The 17,012-nt window shown below is 27.9% G+C and carries 16 protein-coding genes and 1 other annotated feature; of the genes, 15 read left to right on the forward strand and 1 reads right to left on the reverse strand.

Annotation, left to right across the window (positions count from 1 at the left end; genetic code table 11):
• Positions 1 to 54 precede the first annotated feature (54 nt).
• From MTX53_RS05095 to MTX53_RS05155, 13 genes are all read left to right on the forward strand, one after another.
• Complete coding sequence (locus MTX53_RS05095; protein WP_244835176.1) at positions 55 to 1,254, forward strand: pitrilysin family protein; 1,200 nt, start codon at positions 55 to 57, stop codon at positions 1,252 to 1,254.
• 17 nt (positions 1,255 to 1,271) lie between these two features.
• Entirely contained in the window at positions 1,272 to 2,690 is a 1,419-nt protein-coding gene (locus MTX53_RS05100; RefSeq protein ID WP_244835177.1) for an aminotransferase class I/II-fold pyridoxal phosphate-dependent enzyme, read from the forward strand.
• A 126-nt stretch (positions 2,691 to 2,816) separates the two neighbouring features.
• The gene (locus tag MTX53_RS05105; RefSeq protein WP_244835178.1) at positions 2,817 to 2,975 is read left to right on the forward strand and encodes a zinc-ribbon domain-containing protein; all 159 of its coding nucleotides are present in this window, start codon (positions 2,817 to 2,819) and stop codon (positions 2,973 to 2,975) included.
• 85 nt (positions 2,976 to 3,060) lie between these two features.
• Positions 3,061 to 3,308: a binding site (T-box leader), on the forward strand.
• A gap of 47 nt (positions 3,309 to 3,355) precedes the next feature.
• Entirely contained in the window at positions 3,356 to 3,835 is a 480-nt protein-coding gene (locus MTX53_RS05110; RefSeq protein WP_244835179.1) for an Lrp/AsnC family transcriptional regulator, read from the forward strand.
• Positions 3,832 to 5,016, forward strand: coding sequence for an aminotransferase class I/II-fold pyridoxal phosphate-dependent enzyme (locus MTX53_RS05115; protein WP_244835180.1), 1,185 nt, complete (start codon positions 3,832 to 3,834; stop codon positions 5,014 to 5,016). The genes MTX53_RS05110 and MTX53_RS05115 overlap by 4 nt, the downstream gene beginning before the upstream one ends.
• A 26-nt stretch (positions 5,017 to 5,042) precedes the next feature.
• Positions 5,043 to 6,347 (forward strand): pyrimidine-nucleoside phosphorylase, encoded by a 1,305-nt coding sequence (locus MTX53_RS05120; RefSeq protein ID WP_244835181.1) that lies wholly within the window; start codon positions 5,043 to 5,045, stop codon positions 6,345 to 6,347.
• Positions 6,348 to 6,360: 13 nt separating this feature from the next.
• Positions 6,361 to 7,536 (forward strand): phosphopentomutase, encoded by a 1,176-nt coding sequence (locus tag MTX53_RS05125; protein ID WP_244835182.1) that lies wholly within the window; start codon positions 6,361 to 6,363, stop codon positions 7,534 to 7,536.
• Positions 7,537 to 7,542: 6 nt separating this feature from the next.
• Positions 7,543 to 7,944, forward strand: a complete 402-nt coding sequence (locus MTX53_RS05130; RefSeq protein WP_244835462.1) for a cytidine deaminase — start codon at positions 7,543 to 7,545, stop codon at positions 7,942 to 7,944.
• A 12-nt stretch (positions 7,945 to 7,956) separates the two neighbouring features.
• Positions 7,957 to 8,664 (forward strand): purine-nucleoside phosphorylase, encoded by a 708-nt coding sequence (gene deoD / locus MTX53_RS05135; RefSeq protein ID WP_244835183.1) that lies wholly within the window; start codon positions 7,957 to 7,959, stop codon positions 8,662 to 8,664.
• A gap of 18 nt (positions 8,665 to 8,682) precedes the next feature.
• Positions 8,683 to 9,168 carry a metallophosphoesterase gene (locus tag MTX53_RS05140; protein WP_244835184.1) on the forward strand — a complete coding sequence of 162 codons (486 nt, stop codon included), beginning with the start codon at positions 8,683 to 8,685 and terminating at the stop codon, positions 9,166 to 9,168.
• Positions 9,169 to 9,269: 101 nt separating this feature from the next.
• Positions 9,270 to 10,331 (forward strand): HD-GYP domain-containing protein, encoded by a 1,062-nt coding sequence (locus tag MTX53_RS05145; RefSeq protein ID WP_244835185.1) that lies wholly within the window; start codon positions 9,270 to 9,272, stop codon positions 10,329 to 10,331.
• Between the two features lie 257 nt (positions 10,332 to 10,588).
• A complete protein-coding gene (gene bioB / locus MTX53_RS05150; protein ID WP_244835186.1) occupies positions 10,589 to 11,545 on the forward strand; it encodes a biotin synthase BioB in 957 nt (318 codons plus the stop codon).
• A 66-nt stretch (positions 11,546 to 11,611) separates the two neighbouring features.
• Complete coding sequence (locus MTX53_RS05155; protein ID WP_244835187.1) at positions 11,612 to 12,526, forward strand: DMT family transporter; 915 nt, start codon at positions 11,612 to 11,614, stop codon at positions 12,524 to 12,526.
• Between the two features lie 39 nt (positions 12,527 to 12,565).
• Here MTX53_RS05155 and MTX53_RS05160 read toward each other — a convergent pair whose 3' ends face one another.
• Positions 12,566 to 13,453, reverse strand: a complete 888-nt coding sequence (locus MTX53_RS05160) for a DUF1002 domain-containing protein (protein ID WP_348521810.1) — start codon at positions 13,451 to 13,453, stop codon at positions 12,566 to 12,568.
• A 231-nt stretch (positions 13,454 to 13,684) separates the two neighbouring features.
• Here MTX53_RS05160 and MTX53_RS05165 point away from each other — a divergent pair, with 231 nt between their 5' ends.
• Positions 13,685 to 15,016: an alpha-amylase family glycosyl hydrolase gene (locus MTX53_RS05165; protein WP_244835189.1), complete on the forward strand. Its 1,332-nt coding sequence runs from the start codon at positions 13,685 to 13,687 to the stop codon at positions 15,014 to 15,016.
• 19 nt (positions 15,017 to 15,035) lie between these two features.
• Positions 15,036 to 17,003: a type I pullulanase gene (gene pulA / locus MTX53_RS05170; protein WP_244835190.1), complete on the forward strand. Its 1,968-nt coding sequence runs from the start codon at positions 15,036 to 15,038 to the stop codon at positions 17,001 to 17,003.
• Positions 17,004 to 17,012 lie beyond the last annotated feature (9 nt).

A 17,012-nucleotide genomic window follows, 5' to 3' on the forward strand; every position in this document is an offset into this window, starting at 1 on the left:
GTTTTATGTTAAACTATAATTAAAGAATAATTTGCAGTTTTAAGGAGATAAGTCATGCAAAAAATTATATTAGATAACAAAATAACACTTATTATAAAGCATACAGATTTAAATATATCATCTGTCTGTATAGGATTTGAAGCTGGCGCTGGAGCAGAATATGATGAATCATTATATGGTTTAGCACATGCTGTGGAACATATGGTTTATAAAGGAACAAAAAATAGAGATGAAAATGAAATAAATGAAAAGCTTACTGATATATTTGGCTTTAACAATGCAATGACAAATTATCCGTATGTTATTTTTTATGGGACATCACTTACAGAAAATATTGAAGAGGGCATAGAACTTTTATCTGATGTTATACTTAATCCTACATTTAAAGAAGATGGATTTGAGGAAGAAATGAAAGTTATAAAGCAGGAATTAAATGAATGGGATTCTGATTTAGAGCAGTATACTGAAGACAGATTATTCTTCAATTTGTTTAAGAAAAGAAGAATAAAATACCCTATAATAGGGACAAATAAAAGCCTTCAGAATATAAAAGTTTCAGATTTAATAAAATTTTATGAAAAATATTATGTTTCAAATAATTGCGTAATAGCAGTTGTATCATCGCTTGAACCTAAAATTATTAAAAAAATTATAGAAAAATATTTTTCTAATATGAAAAATGGAGAAATTAAAAATCATTATATAGAGTATGAAGATACAAAAAGTAAAATATTTAAAGATACTAATAATTCTAAAAATACAGAAGTTTTAATTGTATCTCAGATTAATAAATTAGAAAAAAAAGAATATAAAAATTTAAAAATTTTTGATGAATTTTTTGTTAAAGGGGTTAACTCAGTTCTTTACAATGCTTTAAGAACTGAAAATTCACTCGTTTATGATGTTTTATCATCTATAGAATATGATAAATACATAAAGCTTTATAAAATAAGATTTAGTGCGTCTATAGATAATGCTGAAAAAGGCATAGAGGTTTTTAGAAAAATTATTAATAACTTAGATGATTATAAAAGTAAGTTTAGAGAATCTTTAGAAAAAATAAAGAAGAGTATTCTTCTAAAAGAGGAACTAAAAAGTGAAACTACTATTTCATCTGCTAAAAAACTTGTTATAGATTATATAATGTTTAAAGGTATGAAAGAAATAGATGAAATGGAAATCGAAACTGAAGATATAGTTAATGTAGCTAAAAAAGTTTTATCTAATATTTCTATTGAAATTGCTCAAAAATAATGTTAAGGAGATAAAAAATGAATAAAAAACTTCCACTTTTGGCTGAAGTGTTAAAATATCATGATGAAAAAAATTTATTATTATCGATGCCTGGAAATAAAGGAGGAAGAGGCTTTTTAATAGATAAGTATGGAAGAAAATTTGCTGAAAATATGGGATTTATTGATATTACTGAAGTTGATCCGCTTGATAATTTTCAGTGTCCTAAAGGAGTTATAAAAGAAGCACAAAATCTTTTAGCAAAAACTTATAATTGCAAAAAAGCATATTTCCTTGTTAATGGAAGTTCATCTGGAAATATGATATCTATTTTTTCAGCATTTAATGAAAAAGATCATGTGGCGATTGAAAGAAATTGTCATAAATCTATATATAATGCTTCTATTTTAAGAAAACTCAAAGTAACATATATAGACTGTCAGGTTGATAAAGATACAGGAATACCTCTTCCTCCTAATGAAAATCAGATATTTAATGCCTTGAAAAAAGATAAAAAAATAAAAGGCGTAATTTTAACATATCCAAGTTATTATGGAATTACATATGATATACGATCTGTAATTAAAAAATTAAAAGAAAAAGAAATGAAAGTTATTGTTGATTCTGCACATGGTGCACATTTTGGACTTTCAAAAAATCTGCCTGATAATATATCTGATTTGGCAGACTATACAGTTTTAAGTGCTCATAAAACACTTCCTGCACTTACTCAAAGCGCGTATTTAGCAGTAAATGATTTAAATTCTAATGTAGAATTTTATATAGGAAGTTTTATTTCTACATCACCTTCTTATATTTTAATGTCATCCTTAGATTATGCAAGATACTATATGGATACATATGCAAAAAAAGATTATGAAAATCTAATAACTTTGATGAAATATTGGAAAGATAAAATAAATAATGAAACTCATTTTAATATATTATCAAAAGATGATCTTAAAATTTATGGAAATTATGATGTTGATTTATCAAGATATGTAGTAGTAACGGAGAAAGGATATTCAGGTCATAAACTTTTGAAATATTTAAGAGAAAAAAAGATTCAGTGTGAGATGAGCTTTGAAAGAGGAGTAGTTTTAATTTTTTCACCATTTAATGATAATAATGATTTTAAAAAAGTATTTAATGCACTTTTAGAAATTGATATTAATAAAATTAAAGAAAATCATTCTTATTTTGATATGATATATAAAATACATGAAAAAAAATTAGAGCCATATGAAGTATTTTCATCTGAGAGCGAATTTGTATTTTATAAAAATGCTATAGGAAAAGTATTAAAAGAATCAATAGTACCATATCCCCCAGGGATACCACTTGTATGTGCAGGAGAAGTCTTAAATGAAGCAGATATTAATATTATAGATGAATATGTAAATAATAATAAAGATATAATAGGAGTATATGATAAAAAGGTCAATATTTTAAAATAAAATGTATATAATAAGCAAAATCGTAAATACTACTAATGTTAAAGTTAATAAGTTTAGCTTTGATATACATATTTATGAAACGGAGGTGAACTGCTGCTGAGTTAAGTATAGAGCAGCGGAACATTTATGACAGACAAGACAATTACTTGTAGAGATTGTGGAAAAGAATTTATTTTTACTGAAGGAGAACAGGAATTTTATAAAGAAAAAGGATTCCAAAATGATCCAGTAAGGTGCCCAGAGTGTAGAAGAAAGAAAAAAGAGAATCATAGAAGAGATTATTAATAAAATTTTTAAATTATACTTGAATTATATGCACTAATAAGACTATAATTAATTATGATTTAAAAAATATTTTAATTATAGATAGTAAAAGATTATGATAAGAAATAGTATATTAGGATTAACTTTTAGAGAGCTGAAGGTAGGTGTAATTCAGCAGTGATTCCTAGTAGAAGCAGTCTTTGAATTTTGCTTTTGAAAAATAGATTTATTCTAATTAGAAAGCAACGTTTAGCTTACGTTAATGAGTTTATATAATTTATTTTATATTGGTGAGTGAATAATTTTTTATTATTTATTAGGGTGGTACCGCGTAGAATGTCCTTCGTCCCTTATTGGGATGAAGGATTTTTTTATATACTTTTATTAAGGAGGTAATAAGTATGAATGAAATATTAGAAATTCTTGAAAGTAACAGCAGATATTCTGATAAGCAGATAGCCGTTATGACAGGAAAAACAGTAGAAGAAGTAAGAGATGCAATAAAAGATTATGAGGAGAAAAGTATTATTGCAGGATATACTACTCTTATAAACTGGGAGAATACAGGTAAAGAAACAGTTACTGCACTAATTGAAGTTAATGTCACTCCTCAAAGAGGTGAAGGATTCGATAAAGTAGCAGAAAGAATATATAAATTCTCAGAAGTTAAAGCATGCTATCTTATGTCAGGAGGATTTGATCTTACTGTAATAGTAGAAGGAAAAACAATGAGAGAAGTTGCACTTTTTGTATCTGAAAAACTTTCAATGCAGCAGTATGTATTAAGTACATCAACACATTTTGTTCTTAAAAAGTATAAGGATCATGGAACAATATTTAAAGAGAAAAAAGTAGACGATAGGGAGGCTATATTTATATGATACTTGAAAATATGATACTTAAAAACGTAAAAAATATGCCGCCATCAGGTATAAGAAAGTATTTTGATATGATAAATGAAATGGATGATGTAATATCTTTAGGAGTTGGAGAACCTGATTTTGTAACACCGTGGAATGTAAGAGAAGCTGGCATTTATTCTCTTGAAGAAGGACACACTCATTATTCATCTAATGCAGGTTTTGTTGAACTTAGAAATGAAATAGCAAAATATTTATATAGAAGATTTAATTTAAGTTATAACCCTCTTAGCGAAATAATAGTTACAGTTGGAGGAAGTGAAGGAATAGATCTTGCTCTAAGGGCTATTGCAGGTCCTGGAGATGAAGTTATAATTCCTGAACCAAGCTTTGTTGCATATAAAGGAATTACAACATTTATAGGTGCAAAACCAGTTACTATTGAACTTAAGGAAAAGGATAATTTTAAGCTCACAAAAGAGAGTCTTTTAAAGGCAATAACTCCAAAGACTAAAGTTGTTATAATACCATTTCCAAATAATCCAACTGGTGCTGTAATGACAAAAGACGATTTAAGAGAGATAGTAGATGTTCTAAAAGATAAAGATATTATAGTAATATCAGATGAAATTTATGCAGAGCTTTGCTATGAAGACAAGCATGTATCAATTGCATCTTTCCCAGAAATGAAAGATAAGACTCTTGTTATTAATGGTTTTTCAAAATCGTATGCTATGACAGGATGGAGACTTGGATATCTTTGTGGAAATGAGATACTTTTAAAACAAATGAAAAAGATACATCAGTATGCTATAATGTGTTCTCCAACAATTGCTCAGTATGCAGCAATAGAAGCATTAAAACATGGAGACGATAGTGTAAACAGTATGGTAAAAGAGTATAATAGAAGAAGAAGAGTATTAATTGATGGATTTAGAAAAGCTGGCTTAAGCTGCTTTGAACCTCATGGAGCATTTTATGTTTTTCCATGTATTAAAAGTACACATATGTCATCTGAAGAATTTTGTGAGCAGCTTCTTATTAATGAAAAAGTACTTACAGTTCCAGGAAATGCTTTTGGAGACTGTGGAGAAGGATATATAAGAGCATGTTATGCATCATCTATGGAAAATATACTTGAGGCAGTAAAGAGGATTAAGCGTTTTACTGAAAAAGTTAAAAAAGATAAAAATCTCAAATAGACTTTTATAAAAAGGAAGTAGATATTATGAGAATGGTTGATATTATAAATAAAAAGAAACGAGCAGAAACTTTATCTACAGATGAAATAAATTTCTTTACTCAAAATTATAATAAAGGGAAAATACCAGATTATCAAGTATCCGCTCTTATGATGGCTATTGTTTTTCAGAAAATGAATATAAAGGAAACCTCAGATCTTACTATGGCTATGGTAAAGTCTGGGGATGTACTTGATTTATCATCGATAGATGGAATAAAAGTAGATAAACATAGTACAGGTGGAGTTGGAGATAAAACTACATTAGTTTTAGCACCACTTGTTGCAGCAGCAAAAGTTCATATAGCAAAAATGTCAGGAAGAGGGCTTGGACATACAGGAGGTACAATAGATAAGCTGAATTCATTTAAAGGTTTTTCAACTGATATAAGTGAAGAAGAATTCATTGATAATGTAAAAAAGCATTATATTTCTATAATGAGTCCTACAAAAGATATTGCACCTGCTGATAAAAAGCTTTATGCACTTAGAGATGTTACAGGAACTGTAGAAAATGTTTCTCTTATAGCATCAAGTATAATGAGCAAGAAAATAGCATCAGGAGCAGATAAGATAGTACTTGATGTAAAAACTGGAAGTGGAGCATTTATGAAAGATTATGATGATGCTTTAGTTCTTGCAGAAACTATGGTTAATATAGGAAAACAGATTAATAGAGAAGTGGTAGCTGTTATTTCAGATATGGATCAGCCTCTTGGATATGCTATAGGAAATGTTCTTGAAGTTAAAGAAGCAGTAGAAACATTAAAAGGTAATGGTCCAGAAGATCTTTTAAAGCTATGCCTTACTCTTGGAAGTAATATGCTTGTTTTAGCAGGAAAATCAAAAAATACTGATGAGGCAGAAATGCTTCTTAAAAAGCTTATAGAAAACGGTGAAGCGTTTAAAAAGTTTAAGGAATTTATATCTATTCAAGGAGGAAATCCAATTGACGCAGATAATTTAGAAAATCTACCAAAGACTAAATATATTTATGAAGTTAAATCTAAAATTTCAGGATATGTAAATAGAATAGATTCTTATAAGATAGGAATAGCTTCTATGGTTTTAGGTGCAGGAAGAGCATCTAAGGATGATGATATAGATTTAAGCGTTGGAATAGTATTAAATAAAAAGAGAAATGATAAAGTAGATAATGATGAAACATTATGTTATATATATAGTAATGATGAGGAAAAAACTCATGAAGTAGAGAGATTAATAATAGAAAGTTTTGCTATAGAAGATAAAAAGACAGATGATGTTCCATTAATTTATAAAGTTATAAAATAAGGAGGTCTTTTTTATGATTAGCAGAGTAATTTGGATTGTACTAGATAGTGTAGGAATAGGCGCTATGGATGATGCATGTATGTATGGAGATGAAAATTCAGATACAATAGGAAATATTTCAAAAAAACTTGGAGGACTTAATATTCCTAATATGGTGAAAATAGGACTTGGAAATATTGATGGAATTCATGGATTAAAAAAGTGTGACAATCCTATAGGAGTTTTTGGAAAACTAAAAGAAAAATCTATAGGAAAGGATACAGTTACAGGACATTTTGAAATGTCTGGAATAGTATCTGAGGTTCCTTTTAAGACTTATCCAAATGGATTTAAAAAAGAAATAATTGAAAAGTTTGAAAAAGAGACAGGAAGAAAAGTACTTGGAAATAAACCTGCTTCTGGAACAGCTATATTAGATGAACTTGGTGAAGAGTCAATAAAAACAGGAAGTGTTATAGTATATACATCTGCAGATAGTGTATTTCAAATTGCAGCTAATGAGGATGTTGTTCCGTTAGATGAACTTTACAAAATATGCAAATTCACAAGAAAGATGATGACAGGAGAAAACCTTGTTGCAAGAGTTATAGCAAGACCTTTTATCGGAAATAAATCTGGCCATTTTACAAGAACTCCAAATAGACGAGATTTTGCAATAAAACCACCTTATGACACTATTTTGGATAAAGCTAAAAATAAAGGTCTTGATGTAATTGCTGTAGGGAAAATAGAAGATATTTTTTCAAAAAAAGGTATAACTGAGGCTGTTCATACTATAGACAATATGGATGGAGTAGATAAGACAATTGAATTTATGAAAAAAGATAATAAAGGAATTATATATACAAATTTAGTTGATTTTGATATGAAGTGGGGACATAGAAATAATTATAAAGCATATGGAAAAGGTCTTGAAGATTTTGATTTAAGACTTAAAGAAATAATGTCTTCAATGAGAGATGATGATATTTTATTTATAACAGCAGACCATGGATGCGATCCTACAACTGAAGGAACAGATCATTCAAGAGAATATGTTCCATTTATTGGATATGGAAAAGAATTAAAAGAAAATGTAAACTTGCATGTAAGAGATACATTTGCAGATATAGGTCAGACAATAGCAGAAGTTTTAAATACAGAAAAAATAAAGAATGGAACTGGATTTTATAAGGAAATTAAGAGGTAGAAAATGATAGATTATAAAGAACTTATAAAAACAGCTTTATTTTATAGAAATAATTCATATTCTCCATATTCACATTTCAAAGTTGGAGCTGCACTAATTACAAAATCTTCAAAAATTTTTGGTGGATGTAATATAGAAAATGCTTCGTATGGAGCTACAAACTGTGCAGAGAGAACGGCTTTATTTAAAGCTGTATCAGAAGGAGAAAAAGAAATAGAAGCACTTGCGATTGTGGGAAGCAGAACTGATTATACATTCCCATGTGGAATATGTAGGCAGGTACTAGCAGAATTTTTTAAAAGTGATACAAAGATAATAATTGCAAAAAATGAAGATGATTATATAGTTAAAAATTTTCGTGACATACTTCCAGATTCATTTGATAAAAAAGATATAGATAAAGGGTAAGGAGTGATATATATGAGTACACATATTGAAGCTAAAAAAGGTGAGATAGAGGAAAAAGTAATACTTCCTGGAGATCCTATGAGAGCAAAATTTATTGCAGAAAATTTTTTGACAGATGTTCATTGTTATAACAAAGTCAGAGGAATGTACGGATTTACAGGTAAATATAAAAATGTTCCAATATCAATTCAGGGAACAGGAATGGGTATTCCATCAATTTCTATATATGTAAATGAACTTATAGCAGAATATGGAGTTAAGAATCTTATAAGAGTTGGAACATGCGGAGGATATAGTAATAAAGTAAAGATAAAAGATCTTATTATAGCTATGTCAGCATGTACAGACTCTAATATAAATATTACACGATTTGCGGGTAGAACATTTGCCCCAACAGCAAGTTTTAAACTTCTAAAACCTGCATATGAAATTGCACAAAAAAAAGGTTTTGATCCTAAAGTTGGACCTATATTTACTTCAGATACTTTTTATAATGATACAGATGATTCTTGGAAAATATGGGCTAAATTTGGCTGCCTTGGTGTGGAAATGGAAACAGCAGGATTATATACTCTTGCTGCAAAATATGGTGTAAATGCATTATCTCTTCTTACAGTAAGTGATCATTTTATTACTAAAGAAGAAACTTCATCACAAGAACGAGAAAAGACATTTACGTCTATGATTGAAACAGCATTAGAAACAATGATTAATATTTAAAAATGGAGCGAAAATAATATGTTAATTGCAGTAGTAAGTGACACACATAGAAATCAAAATTATATAAATAAAGCAAAAGAGATAATAATTAAAAAGAATACAGATATACTAATACATTTGGGAGACAATATCGAAGATTTTAATATAATGAATAATGGTTTTAAAGGAGAGGGATATTGCGTTTCTGGAAATTGTGATTTTTCATCTATATATCCTAAAGAAGATGTACTTGAAATAAATGGTAAAAAGATATTCTTTACTCATGGAGATATTTACGGAGTAAAAAGAGGACTTGATAGTATTTATATTAAAGCAAAATCTATAAAAGCTGATATTGTGCTTTTTGGTCATACACATGAACCACTAAAAAAAGAGATTAATAATATTTTATTATTGAATCCGGGAAGTATATCACTTCCAAAATCAATTGAAAGATATATCATATTTTTGAATATTTCTGAGGATGGGAATATAGAAACTGTTTTTAACAGAGTAAAATTGTAGAAATATTGGGAAAATAGTTATAAACTTTCTAAAAATGTGATAATATATAGTCATATGGTATTATATATGTGATGAATTTATGAATGAAAGGTGGTTTATAAATGGCTAAAGTAGTAGCACCCCTTAAAGTGAGTGAATTAAAAGAAGGGATGCTTATAGTAAAAGATATAGTGACAGATGGAGATGTATTAGTAAAGCAAAACGTAAATGTTACAAATGCTGTAATTAAAAAGATAAAGGATTATTTATATTTTGGGGATGTATTTGTTCAGTGTGAATTAGATGATATTAATGATTCAAAGAAAAAGAAAGAAGCAGAATTTGGACTCGTAGAAAAGACTTTTAATGAGTTTTCTGATAATTTAAAAGACTTTTTTTCGACTTTTTCAAAATCGCATGATAAAACTATTACAGAAGTTAGAGAAATGGTCCAAAATGTTAAAGCACAACTAGGCTCGGATAGTTTTGTAATACGTAATATTATATTAAATGGAAGCGGAGAAGATTGTATATTTAAGCATACTGTTGATGTAGCAGCTTTAAGTTCTCTTCTTGGAAAATGGCTTCATTTTAGTAAAACAGAACTTAATCTTTTAACTTATGCTGCGATTTTTCATGATTGTGGAAAGTATAAAATAGATCCTAAAATTTTAAATAAAAAAGAAGAACTTACAGAAAAAGAATTCGATATAATTAAACAGCATCCTGTTCTAAGCTATAATTTGGTAAAAGAAATTAAATTCTTGGACAAGTCTGTAAGTTTAGGCGTAATAATGCATCATGAAAGAGAAGATGGATCTGGATATCCTTTTGGATTAAAGGGAGAAAAAATACATAAATTTGCAAAAGTGATTGCTATTGCAGATGTATTTGATGCTATTAATTCAAATAGGGGATATAAAAATAAAGAACTTCCATTCCAGGCACTTCAAACAATAAAAGATGAAAGCCTTGGTAAACTTCAATACGAATATTGTAATGTATTTTTACAACATATAATAGATTTCTATTTAGGTGAAAAAGTCATTTTAAATACTGGTGAAGAGGCAAAAATTTTACAGATGAATATAAATGAACTTGACAGACCTCTTGTATTTAAGAATGGTGAGTTTTTAGACCTTACAAAAGATAGAAAGTATTTTATTAAAAAATTGTTAAAATAATATTTTTAAACATACATATAGAGAATATTTTTAATATTCTCTATTTTTTAATCTAAAATTTAACTATAATAAAATTTTAGATTAATTAAATGAAGTTTTAGTGAATATATTATAATTCACTATAGATAATACATAAGATATTTAGTAAATATAAAAAATAGTGATGTACATTGTAAACCAATATACTATTTAAAGTTGACAGCTTATCTATAGAACTTATAATGGAAATATAATAAATATATTTTTAGGAGGATATTATGAGTAAAATAGATGACTTTAAAGAAAAAGTATTAAAAGGAATATTTCTTAATAAAGAAGAGATATTAAGTCTTCAAAATGAAGACCTTAATATTCTTACAGCTAAAGCTAATGAAATTAGAAAACAGTTATGTGGAAATAAGTTTAACTTATGTACTATTATAAATGGTAAAAGCGGAAGATGCAGTGAAAACTGTAAGTATTGTGCGCAGTCTATACATTTTGATACTCATATAAAAGAATATGATATGCTTGATTCAGAAACAGTTGTTAACAGTGCAGTATCTAACTTTAATAAAGGAGTTCATAAATTTTCTATAGTAACATCAGGAAGAAAGCTCACAAAAGAAGAAATAGATAAAGTATGTTTTATTTTTAAAGAAATACATAAAAGATGTCCTATTGAATTATGTGCATCACATGGACTTTTAGAGTATGAAGATTTTAAAAAGCTAAAAGAATCAGGAGTTATAAGATATCATAATAATCTTGAAACTTCTAGAAAATATTTTAAAAATATATGTACAACACATACATATGATGAAAAAATTCAAACAATAAAAGACGCAAAAAGAGCAGGCCTTGAGGTATGCAGTGGTGGAATTATAGGTATGGGAGAGTCTATGGAAGATAGAATAGATATGGCTTTTACACTTAGAAAACTTAATGTAGACAGCATTCCTATAAATATACTAAATCCAATAAAAGGAACTCCTCTTGAAAATGAGAAACGTCTCTCATATGATGAAATTTTAAGAACCATAGCACTATTTAGATTTACAGTACCATCTGCAGAGATAAGATTAGCAGGTGGACGAGCTCTTCTTAATGATAAAGGATTTAGTGCTATTAAAAGTGGTATTAATGCAGCCATCTCTGGAGACATGCTTACTACATCAGGAATAAGTACAGAAGATGATATTAAAATAGTTAAAGAACTTGGCTTTATTATCTAAATTTTAATTATTATAATGCAGTGATACCCAAAATACTCGGAAAACTAAAGAAAGATGGTGTATTTAATGAAACATTTAAAAGGTAATATTATTCTTATTATAACAGCTGTAATATGGGGATTTGCATTTGCATTTCAAAGTGTTGCAATGGATAAGATAGGACCTTGTACATTTCTTGCTGCAAGAAGTCTTGTTGGAGGAATATTTTTAGTACCATGTGTATATATAATTAATTTCTTTAATACTGATACTAAGAAAAATGAAAAAAATTTTAATAAAAAAGAACTTATAATAGCAAGTACTATATGTGGAATTATAATTTTTGCTGCAAGTTTAGTTCAGCAGGTTGGAATAATCTATACAAGCGTTGGAAAATCTGGCTTTATTACAGCACTATATATCGTAATTGTACCGATTCTTGGTATTGCATTAAAGAAGAAGGCAGGATTAAAGGTATGGTTTAGTGTGCTTTTATCAGGAATTGGATTGTATTTTTTATGTATTAATGAGAGCTTTTCAATTAATATAGGGGATATTCTTACTCTTATTTGTGCATTCCTTTTTTCGATAGATATACTTGTAGTAGATTATTTTTCTAAAAGAGTTAATGGAGTAAAAATGTCATGTATTCAATTTTTGGTATGTGGATTTATTTCATTAGTTGTAGCTTTTATTTTTGAAAAACCAGAGATTTCGCAATTAATTCAGGCAGTAATACCTATTCTTTATGCTGGAGTATTGTCAAGTGGGGTTGGATATACATTCCAAATAATTGCACAGAAGGATACTTCTCCTGTAGTAGCATCTTTAATTATGAGTCTTGAATCTGTTTTTTCAGTAATAGGTGGTTTTTTGATATTAGGAGAGACACTTACGGAAAAAGAAATAACAGGATGCATATTAATGTTTTCAGCAATAATTTTATCACAGATTCCAGATATAAAATTAAAAGTAATAAGTAAAAATAAAAAGCTTTCATAGGAAAATTTATTTTCCCTATGAAAGCTTTTTTAATTAATTCTAATTTTGAAAAAATCCTGATACTGATGAGAAAAAGTCTGAAAGCATCTGAGCTATTTTAGCAAAAAATCCACGAGCTTCTTTTGAGTTTAATTTGTCTTTTAATTGATTTGAAATATCACTAAGCTGATCTTTTATATCATCATAATTAATATTAAGGTCATTTATTTTTGACATAAGCTCTTTTATTTTTTGAATATCATCATCAGATAATTTATCTTTATAATCTTTAGTTACATCGTTAAGTATTTTATTCATATCAGCATCAGTTTCTGGCTTTTTCTTAACGACTTCCTTTTTTGCATCATTTATTAAATTTGTAGCATCATTAGCACCTATTTTATCACTAAGGTCTCCTGTAACTACTATTTCTTCATTAGCAGCTTCTTTTTTATCTTCATCTATCTTTTGACCACCGTCAGAACTTTCAAAACCTTTTAAAATACCTGTTAAAGCAGCGGTTCCTGAAACTTCAAAAGGTGATGCGGCTGTTACGTTTGCATTCTCTATACCTGCTGTTACGAGGGCGTTTTTTATCATTCCATCTGTTACCCATGTTAAATTATTAGTTTTTATATTAAGTCCACCACTTTGAGTTGGCTCAACATATGAACATGATATAGATCTATTCCCAAGCTGTTCTACAGTAGCAACTTGTCCAAGATATTTTTTTTCTTCTTTAGATGTAACTTCCTGAATTTGTGCAGTCTCTTTTGTAACGCCAAAATAATCAAGCATCTGACTTTTTTGAGAATCAGATAAATCAGCTCCTAGAGTTACGGATTTATATGAATCTGCATAAACTATCGTATTAGGTATACTTAAAATACATAATGCCGATAATAATGAAGAAACAAATATTTTCATAAATTTATTTTTTTTAGTCATCATTATTTTTATCTCTCCTTTGTATAATAAATCAATATGATTATATCATAAATAAAAAATTAAAATATTACTATTATATTACAAAAATCTTAAATGTAAGTATTTATTAAAGACTATCATTTTAATACTATTTTTGATAAAATATAAAAATGGGTAATATTTAATATTTTTTAGTAAAAATATGTTAATATTTTTATATACTATAATATAAAAGAATATGGAGATGGATTTATGAATAATTGGATACAAAGTAGAATATTTTATCATATTTTTCCTTTAGGATTTTGTGGAGTATTAAAAAAAGGAGAAAATTTTAAAAAGGAAAATAGATTAATAAAAATTGAAAATATAATTCCAAAACTTAAAGAATTAAATATAAATGCTATATATTTTTCTCCAGTATTTGAATCAACTTATCATGGTTACGATACTACTGACTATAGAAAAATTGATAAAAGACTTGGGAGTAATGAGGATTTTAAAATATTATGTAAAAAACTTCATGAAAATGATATAAAGATAGTTCTTGATGGAGTTTTTAATCATGTTGGGAGAGACTTTTTTGCTTTTAAGGATGTTTTAGAAAATAGAGAAAAATCTAGATATGTAAATTATTTTGCAAATCTTAATTTTAATTCTAATACTCCGATGAATGATGGATTGTATTATGAGGGTTGGAATGGATGTCATGATTTAGTAAAACTAAATCTATGGAATGATGATGTAGTAAATTATCTTTTAGAATCTGTGGGATATTGGATTGATGAATTTGATATTGATGGTTTAAGACTTGATGCGGCAGATCAAATAGAACTTAATTTCTTTAAAAAATTAAGAGAATATACAAATAAGAAAAAAGAAAATTTTTGGCTTATGGGAGAAATTATTCATGGTGACTATAACAGATGGGCAAATAGTGAGCTTTTAGATTCTGTTACAAATTATGAATGTTATAAAGGAATATATTCAAGCCATAATACCAAAAACTATTTTGAAATAGCATACTCTTTAAATAGGCAGTTCGGTGATTATGGTATTTATAAAAATTTATGCCTTTATAATTTTGTAGATAATCACGATGTTAATAGGCTTGCAAGTACTATTACAAATCCAATGTATATATATAATGTATATACAATTCTATTTACTATGCCAGGGATTCCATCAATATACTATGGAAGTGAGTATGGTATAAAAGGAGTAAAGAAAAATGGCAGCGATGATGATTTAAGACCAGAAATTGATTATAATAATATTCAAGAACCTGATATTAAATTATACAATTTAATAAAAAAGCTTTCTAAGATAAGGCTTAATAGTAAAGCACTTAAATATGGCTCATATAGACAGATTATGATAAAAAATGAACAATATGTTTTTCTAAGAGAATATAAAGATGAAAAAGTGTATGTTCTTCTAAATCTTTCAGATAAAGATACAGATGTTGAATTTAATTTAGAAAATTCTAAATGTTACGATTTACTAAATGAAAATTCTACAGAGTACTCTGGTGGTCATGTAAAGATTTGTGTTAAAGCTTTTTCAGCGAAAATATTAAAATAAATTATAAGGGGATTAACTGATGGATTTATATCAAAATTATGAAAATTATACTGGATTACTTGGAGCATTATATCAAAAAGAGAAAACAAAATTTGTTGTTTGGGCACCAAAAGCTTTAAGTGTAAGGCTTGCCTTATATGGAAAGGATGAAAAAAATGTAAATGATCCAAAAATTATCAAGAATATGAATAAAGGTAGTGAAGGAACTTTTTATTTAGAAGTTGACGGTAATTTAAATGGAGAGTTTTATAATTATTTAATAAAAAATAATAAAGAAGAGGTAATGGTTACTGATCCATATGCAAAAGCTGTTGGAGTTAATGGTAACTATGGAATGGTTGTAGATTTATCTAAAACAAATCCTGATGAATTTTTAAATGATAAAAAGCCAGAATATATATCACCTGTTTCGTCAATTATTTATGAAGTTCATATAAGAGACTTCTCTATAAATAAGAATTCTGGAATAAGTGATAAAAATAGAGGAAAATATTTAGCTTTTACTGAGAAAAATACGTCTATTCCAGGAAAGTCTACACCTACATGTATAAATCATTTAAAAAAACTTGGAATAACACATGTGCATCTTCTTCCATGCTTTGATTATCAGACTGTAGATGAATCAAAACTAGATCAGAAAGAGTACAACTGGGGATATGATCCCCAGAACTATTTTGTACCAGAAGGATCATATTCATCAAATCCTTATAAAGGAGAAGTTAGAATAAAAGAATTTAAAGAAATGGTAATGGCACTTCATGAAGAAGGAATAAGAGTAGTAATGGATATGGTATATAACCATACTTATAAATATATTGATTCAAATTTAAATTGTGCTGTTCCTGACTATTATTATAGAAAGAAAGAAAATGGTGAATTTTCAAGCGGATCTGGGTGTGGTAATGAAATAGCATCAGAACGTTTTATGGTAAGAAAACTAATCGTTGATTCTGTGAAATACTGGGCAAAAGAATATCATATTGATGGTTTTAGATTTGATCTTATGGGAGTTACTGATATAGATACAATGAAAGAAATAAGAACTGAACTTGATAAGATGGATAAATCTTTAATAATGTATGGAGAAGGATGGACAGGTGGAAGTACAGTCCTTCCAAGAAATCTACAAGCACTTAAGGAAAATGTACCAAAATTTGATAAACTTCAGATAGCAGCTTTTAGTGATGATACAAGAGATTCAATAAAAGGTCATGTATTTAAAGCTGAAGAATGTGGCTATGTAAATGGCAAAAAAAATATGGATGATAATATAAAAGCATGTGTTGTAGCATTTACAGATCAGAAGGAAATAAACTACAATAATGCAATATATACAGATATACCATGGGCAAATGAACCATATCAATGTGTAAATTATACATCTGCGCATGATAATTATACACTTTGGGATAAATTAACCATTACAGCTGCAGATTCATCATTTGAAGAAAGAAAAAATATGAATAAACTTTCTGCGGCTATTGTTCTTACATCTCAAGGAATTCCATTTTTCCAAGCAGGAGAGGAATTCTTAAGAACAAAAATAAACTCAGATGGAAGTATCAATCATAACAGTTATAATTCAAGTGATGATGTTAATAATTTAGACTGGATAAGAGCATATGAATACAAAGATGTCGTTTCTTATTATGAAGGTCTTATTAATCTTAGAAAAAAATATAGAGCATTTAGGCTAGATACTGCTTTAGAAATCTCTAAAGATATAGTATTTTTAAGACAAGGTGAAGATTATTATGAAGATGATGTTGTAGCCTATAAAATAAAAGATTCAAGTGGAAATAATGAGTGGAATGATATAGTAGTAATATTTAATCCAAATAACTCTGAAGCTTTTGTAGATCTTAAAGAATATGGATGGTCAGTATTAGTAGATAAAAAGTGCGCAGCAGCGGATGAGATATATAGCATAGATGAGGATAGTATAACAGTTTCGGCAAAATCAGCTCATGTTCTTATAAAAAAATAGAAAGAAAAG

It is taken from the genome of Clostridium sp. BJN0001 (assembly GCF_022869825.1).
Classification (GTDB): domain Bacteria; phylum Bacillota; class Clostridia; order Clostridiales; family Clostridiaceae; genus Clostridium.

Coding starts and splice junctions, on each gene's coding strand:
- MTX53_RS05095 (WP_244835176.1), top strand. CDS start 55: ATGCAAAAAATTATATTAGATAACAAAATAACACTTATTATAAAGCAT.
- MTX53_RS05100 (WP_244835177.1), top strand. CDS start 1,272: ATGAATAAAAAACTTCCACTTTTGGCTGAAGTGTTAAAATATCATGAT.
- MTX53_RS05105 (WP_244835178.1), top strand. CDS start 2,817: ATGACAGACAAGACAATTACTTGTAGAGATTGTGGAAAAGAATTTATT.
- MTX53_RS05110 (WP_244835179.1), top strand. CDS start 3,356: ATGAATGAAATATTAGAAATTCTTGAAAGTAACAGCAGATATTCTGAT.
- MTX53_RS05115 (WP_244835180.1), top strand. CDS start 3,832: ATGATACTTGAAAATATGATACTTAAAAACGTAAAAAATATGCCGCCA.
- MTX53_RS05120 (WP_244835181.1), top strand. CDS start 5,043: ATGAGAATGGTTGATATTATAAATAAAAAGAAACGAGCAGAAACTTTA.
- MTX53_RS05125 (WP_244835182.1), top strand. CDS start 6,361: ATGATTAGCAGAGTAATTTGGATTGTACTAGATAGTGTAGGAATAGGC.
- deoD (WP_244835183.1), top strand. CDS start 7,957: ATGAGTACACATATTGAAGCTAAAAAAGGTGAGATAGAGGAAAAAGTA.
- MTX53_RS05140 (WP_244835184.1), top strand. CDS start 8,683: ATGTTAATTGCAGTAGTAAGTGACACACATAGAAATCAAAATTATATA.
- MTX53_RS05145 (WP_244835185.1), top strand. CDS start 9,270: ATGGCTAAAGTAGTAGCACCCCTTAAAGTGAGTGAATTAAAAGAAGGG.
- bioB (WP_244835186.1), top strand. CDS start 10,589: ATGAGTAAAATAGATGACTTTAAAGAAAAAGTATTAAAAGGAATATTT.
- MTX53_RS05155 (WP_244835187.1), top strand. CDS start 11,612: ATGAAACATTTAAAAGGTAATATTATTCTTATTATAACAGCTGTAATA.
- MTX53_RS05160 (WP_348521810.1), bottom strand. CDS start 13,453: ATGACTAAAAAAAATAAATTTATGAAAATATTTGTTTCTTCATTATTA.
- MTX53_RS05165 (WP_244835189.1), top strand. CDS start 13,685: ATGAATAATTGGATACAAAGTAGAATATTTTATCATATTTTTCCTTTA.
- pulA (WP_244835190.1), top strand. CDS start 15,036: ATGGATTTATATCAAAATTATGAAAATTATACTGGATTACTTGGAGCA.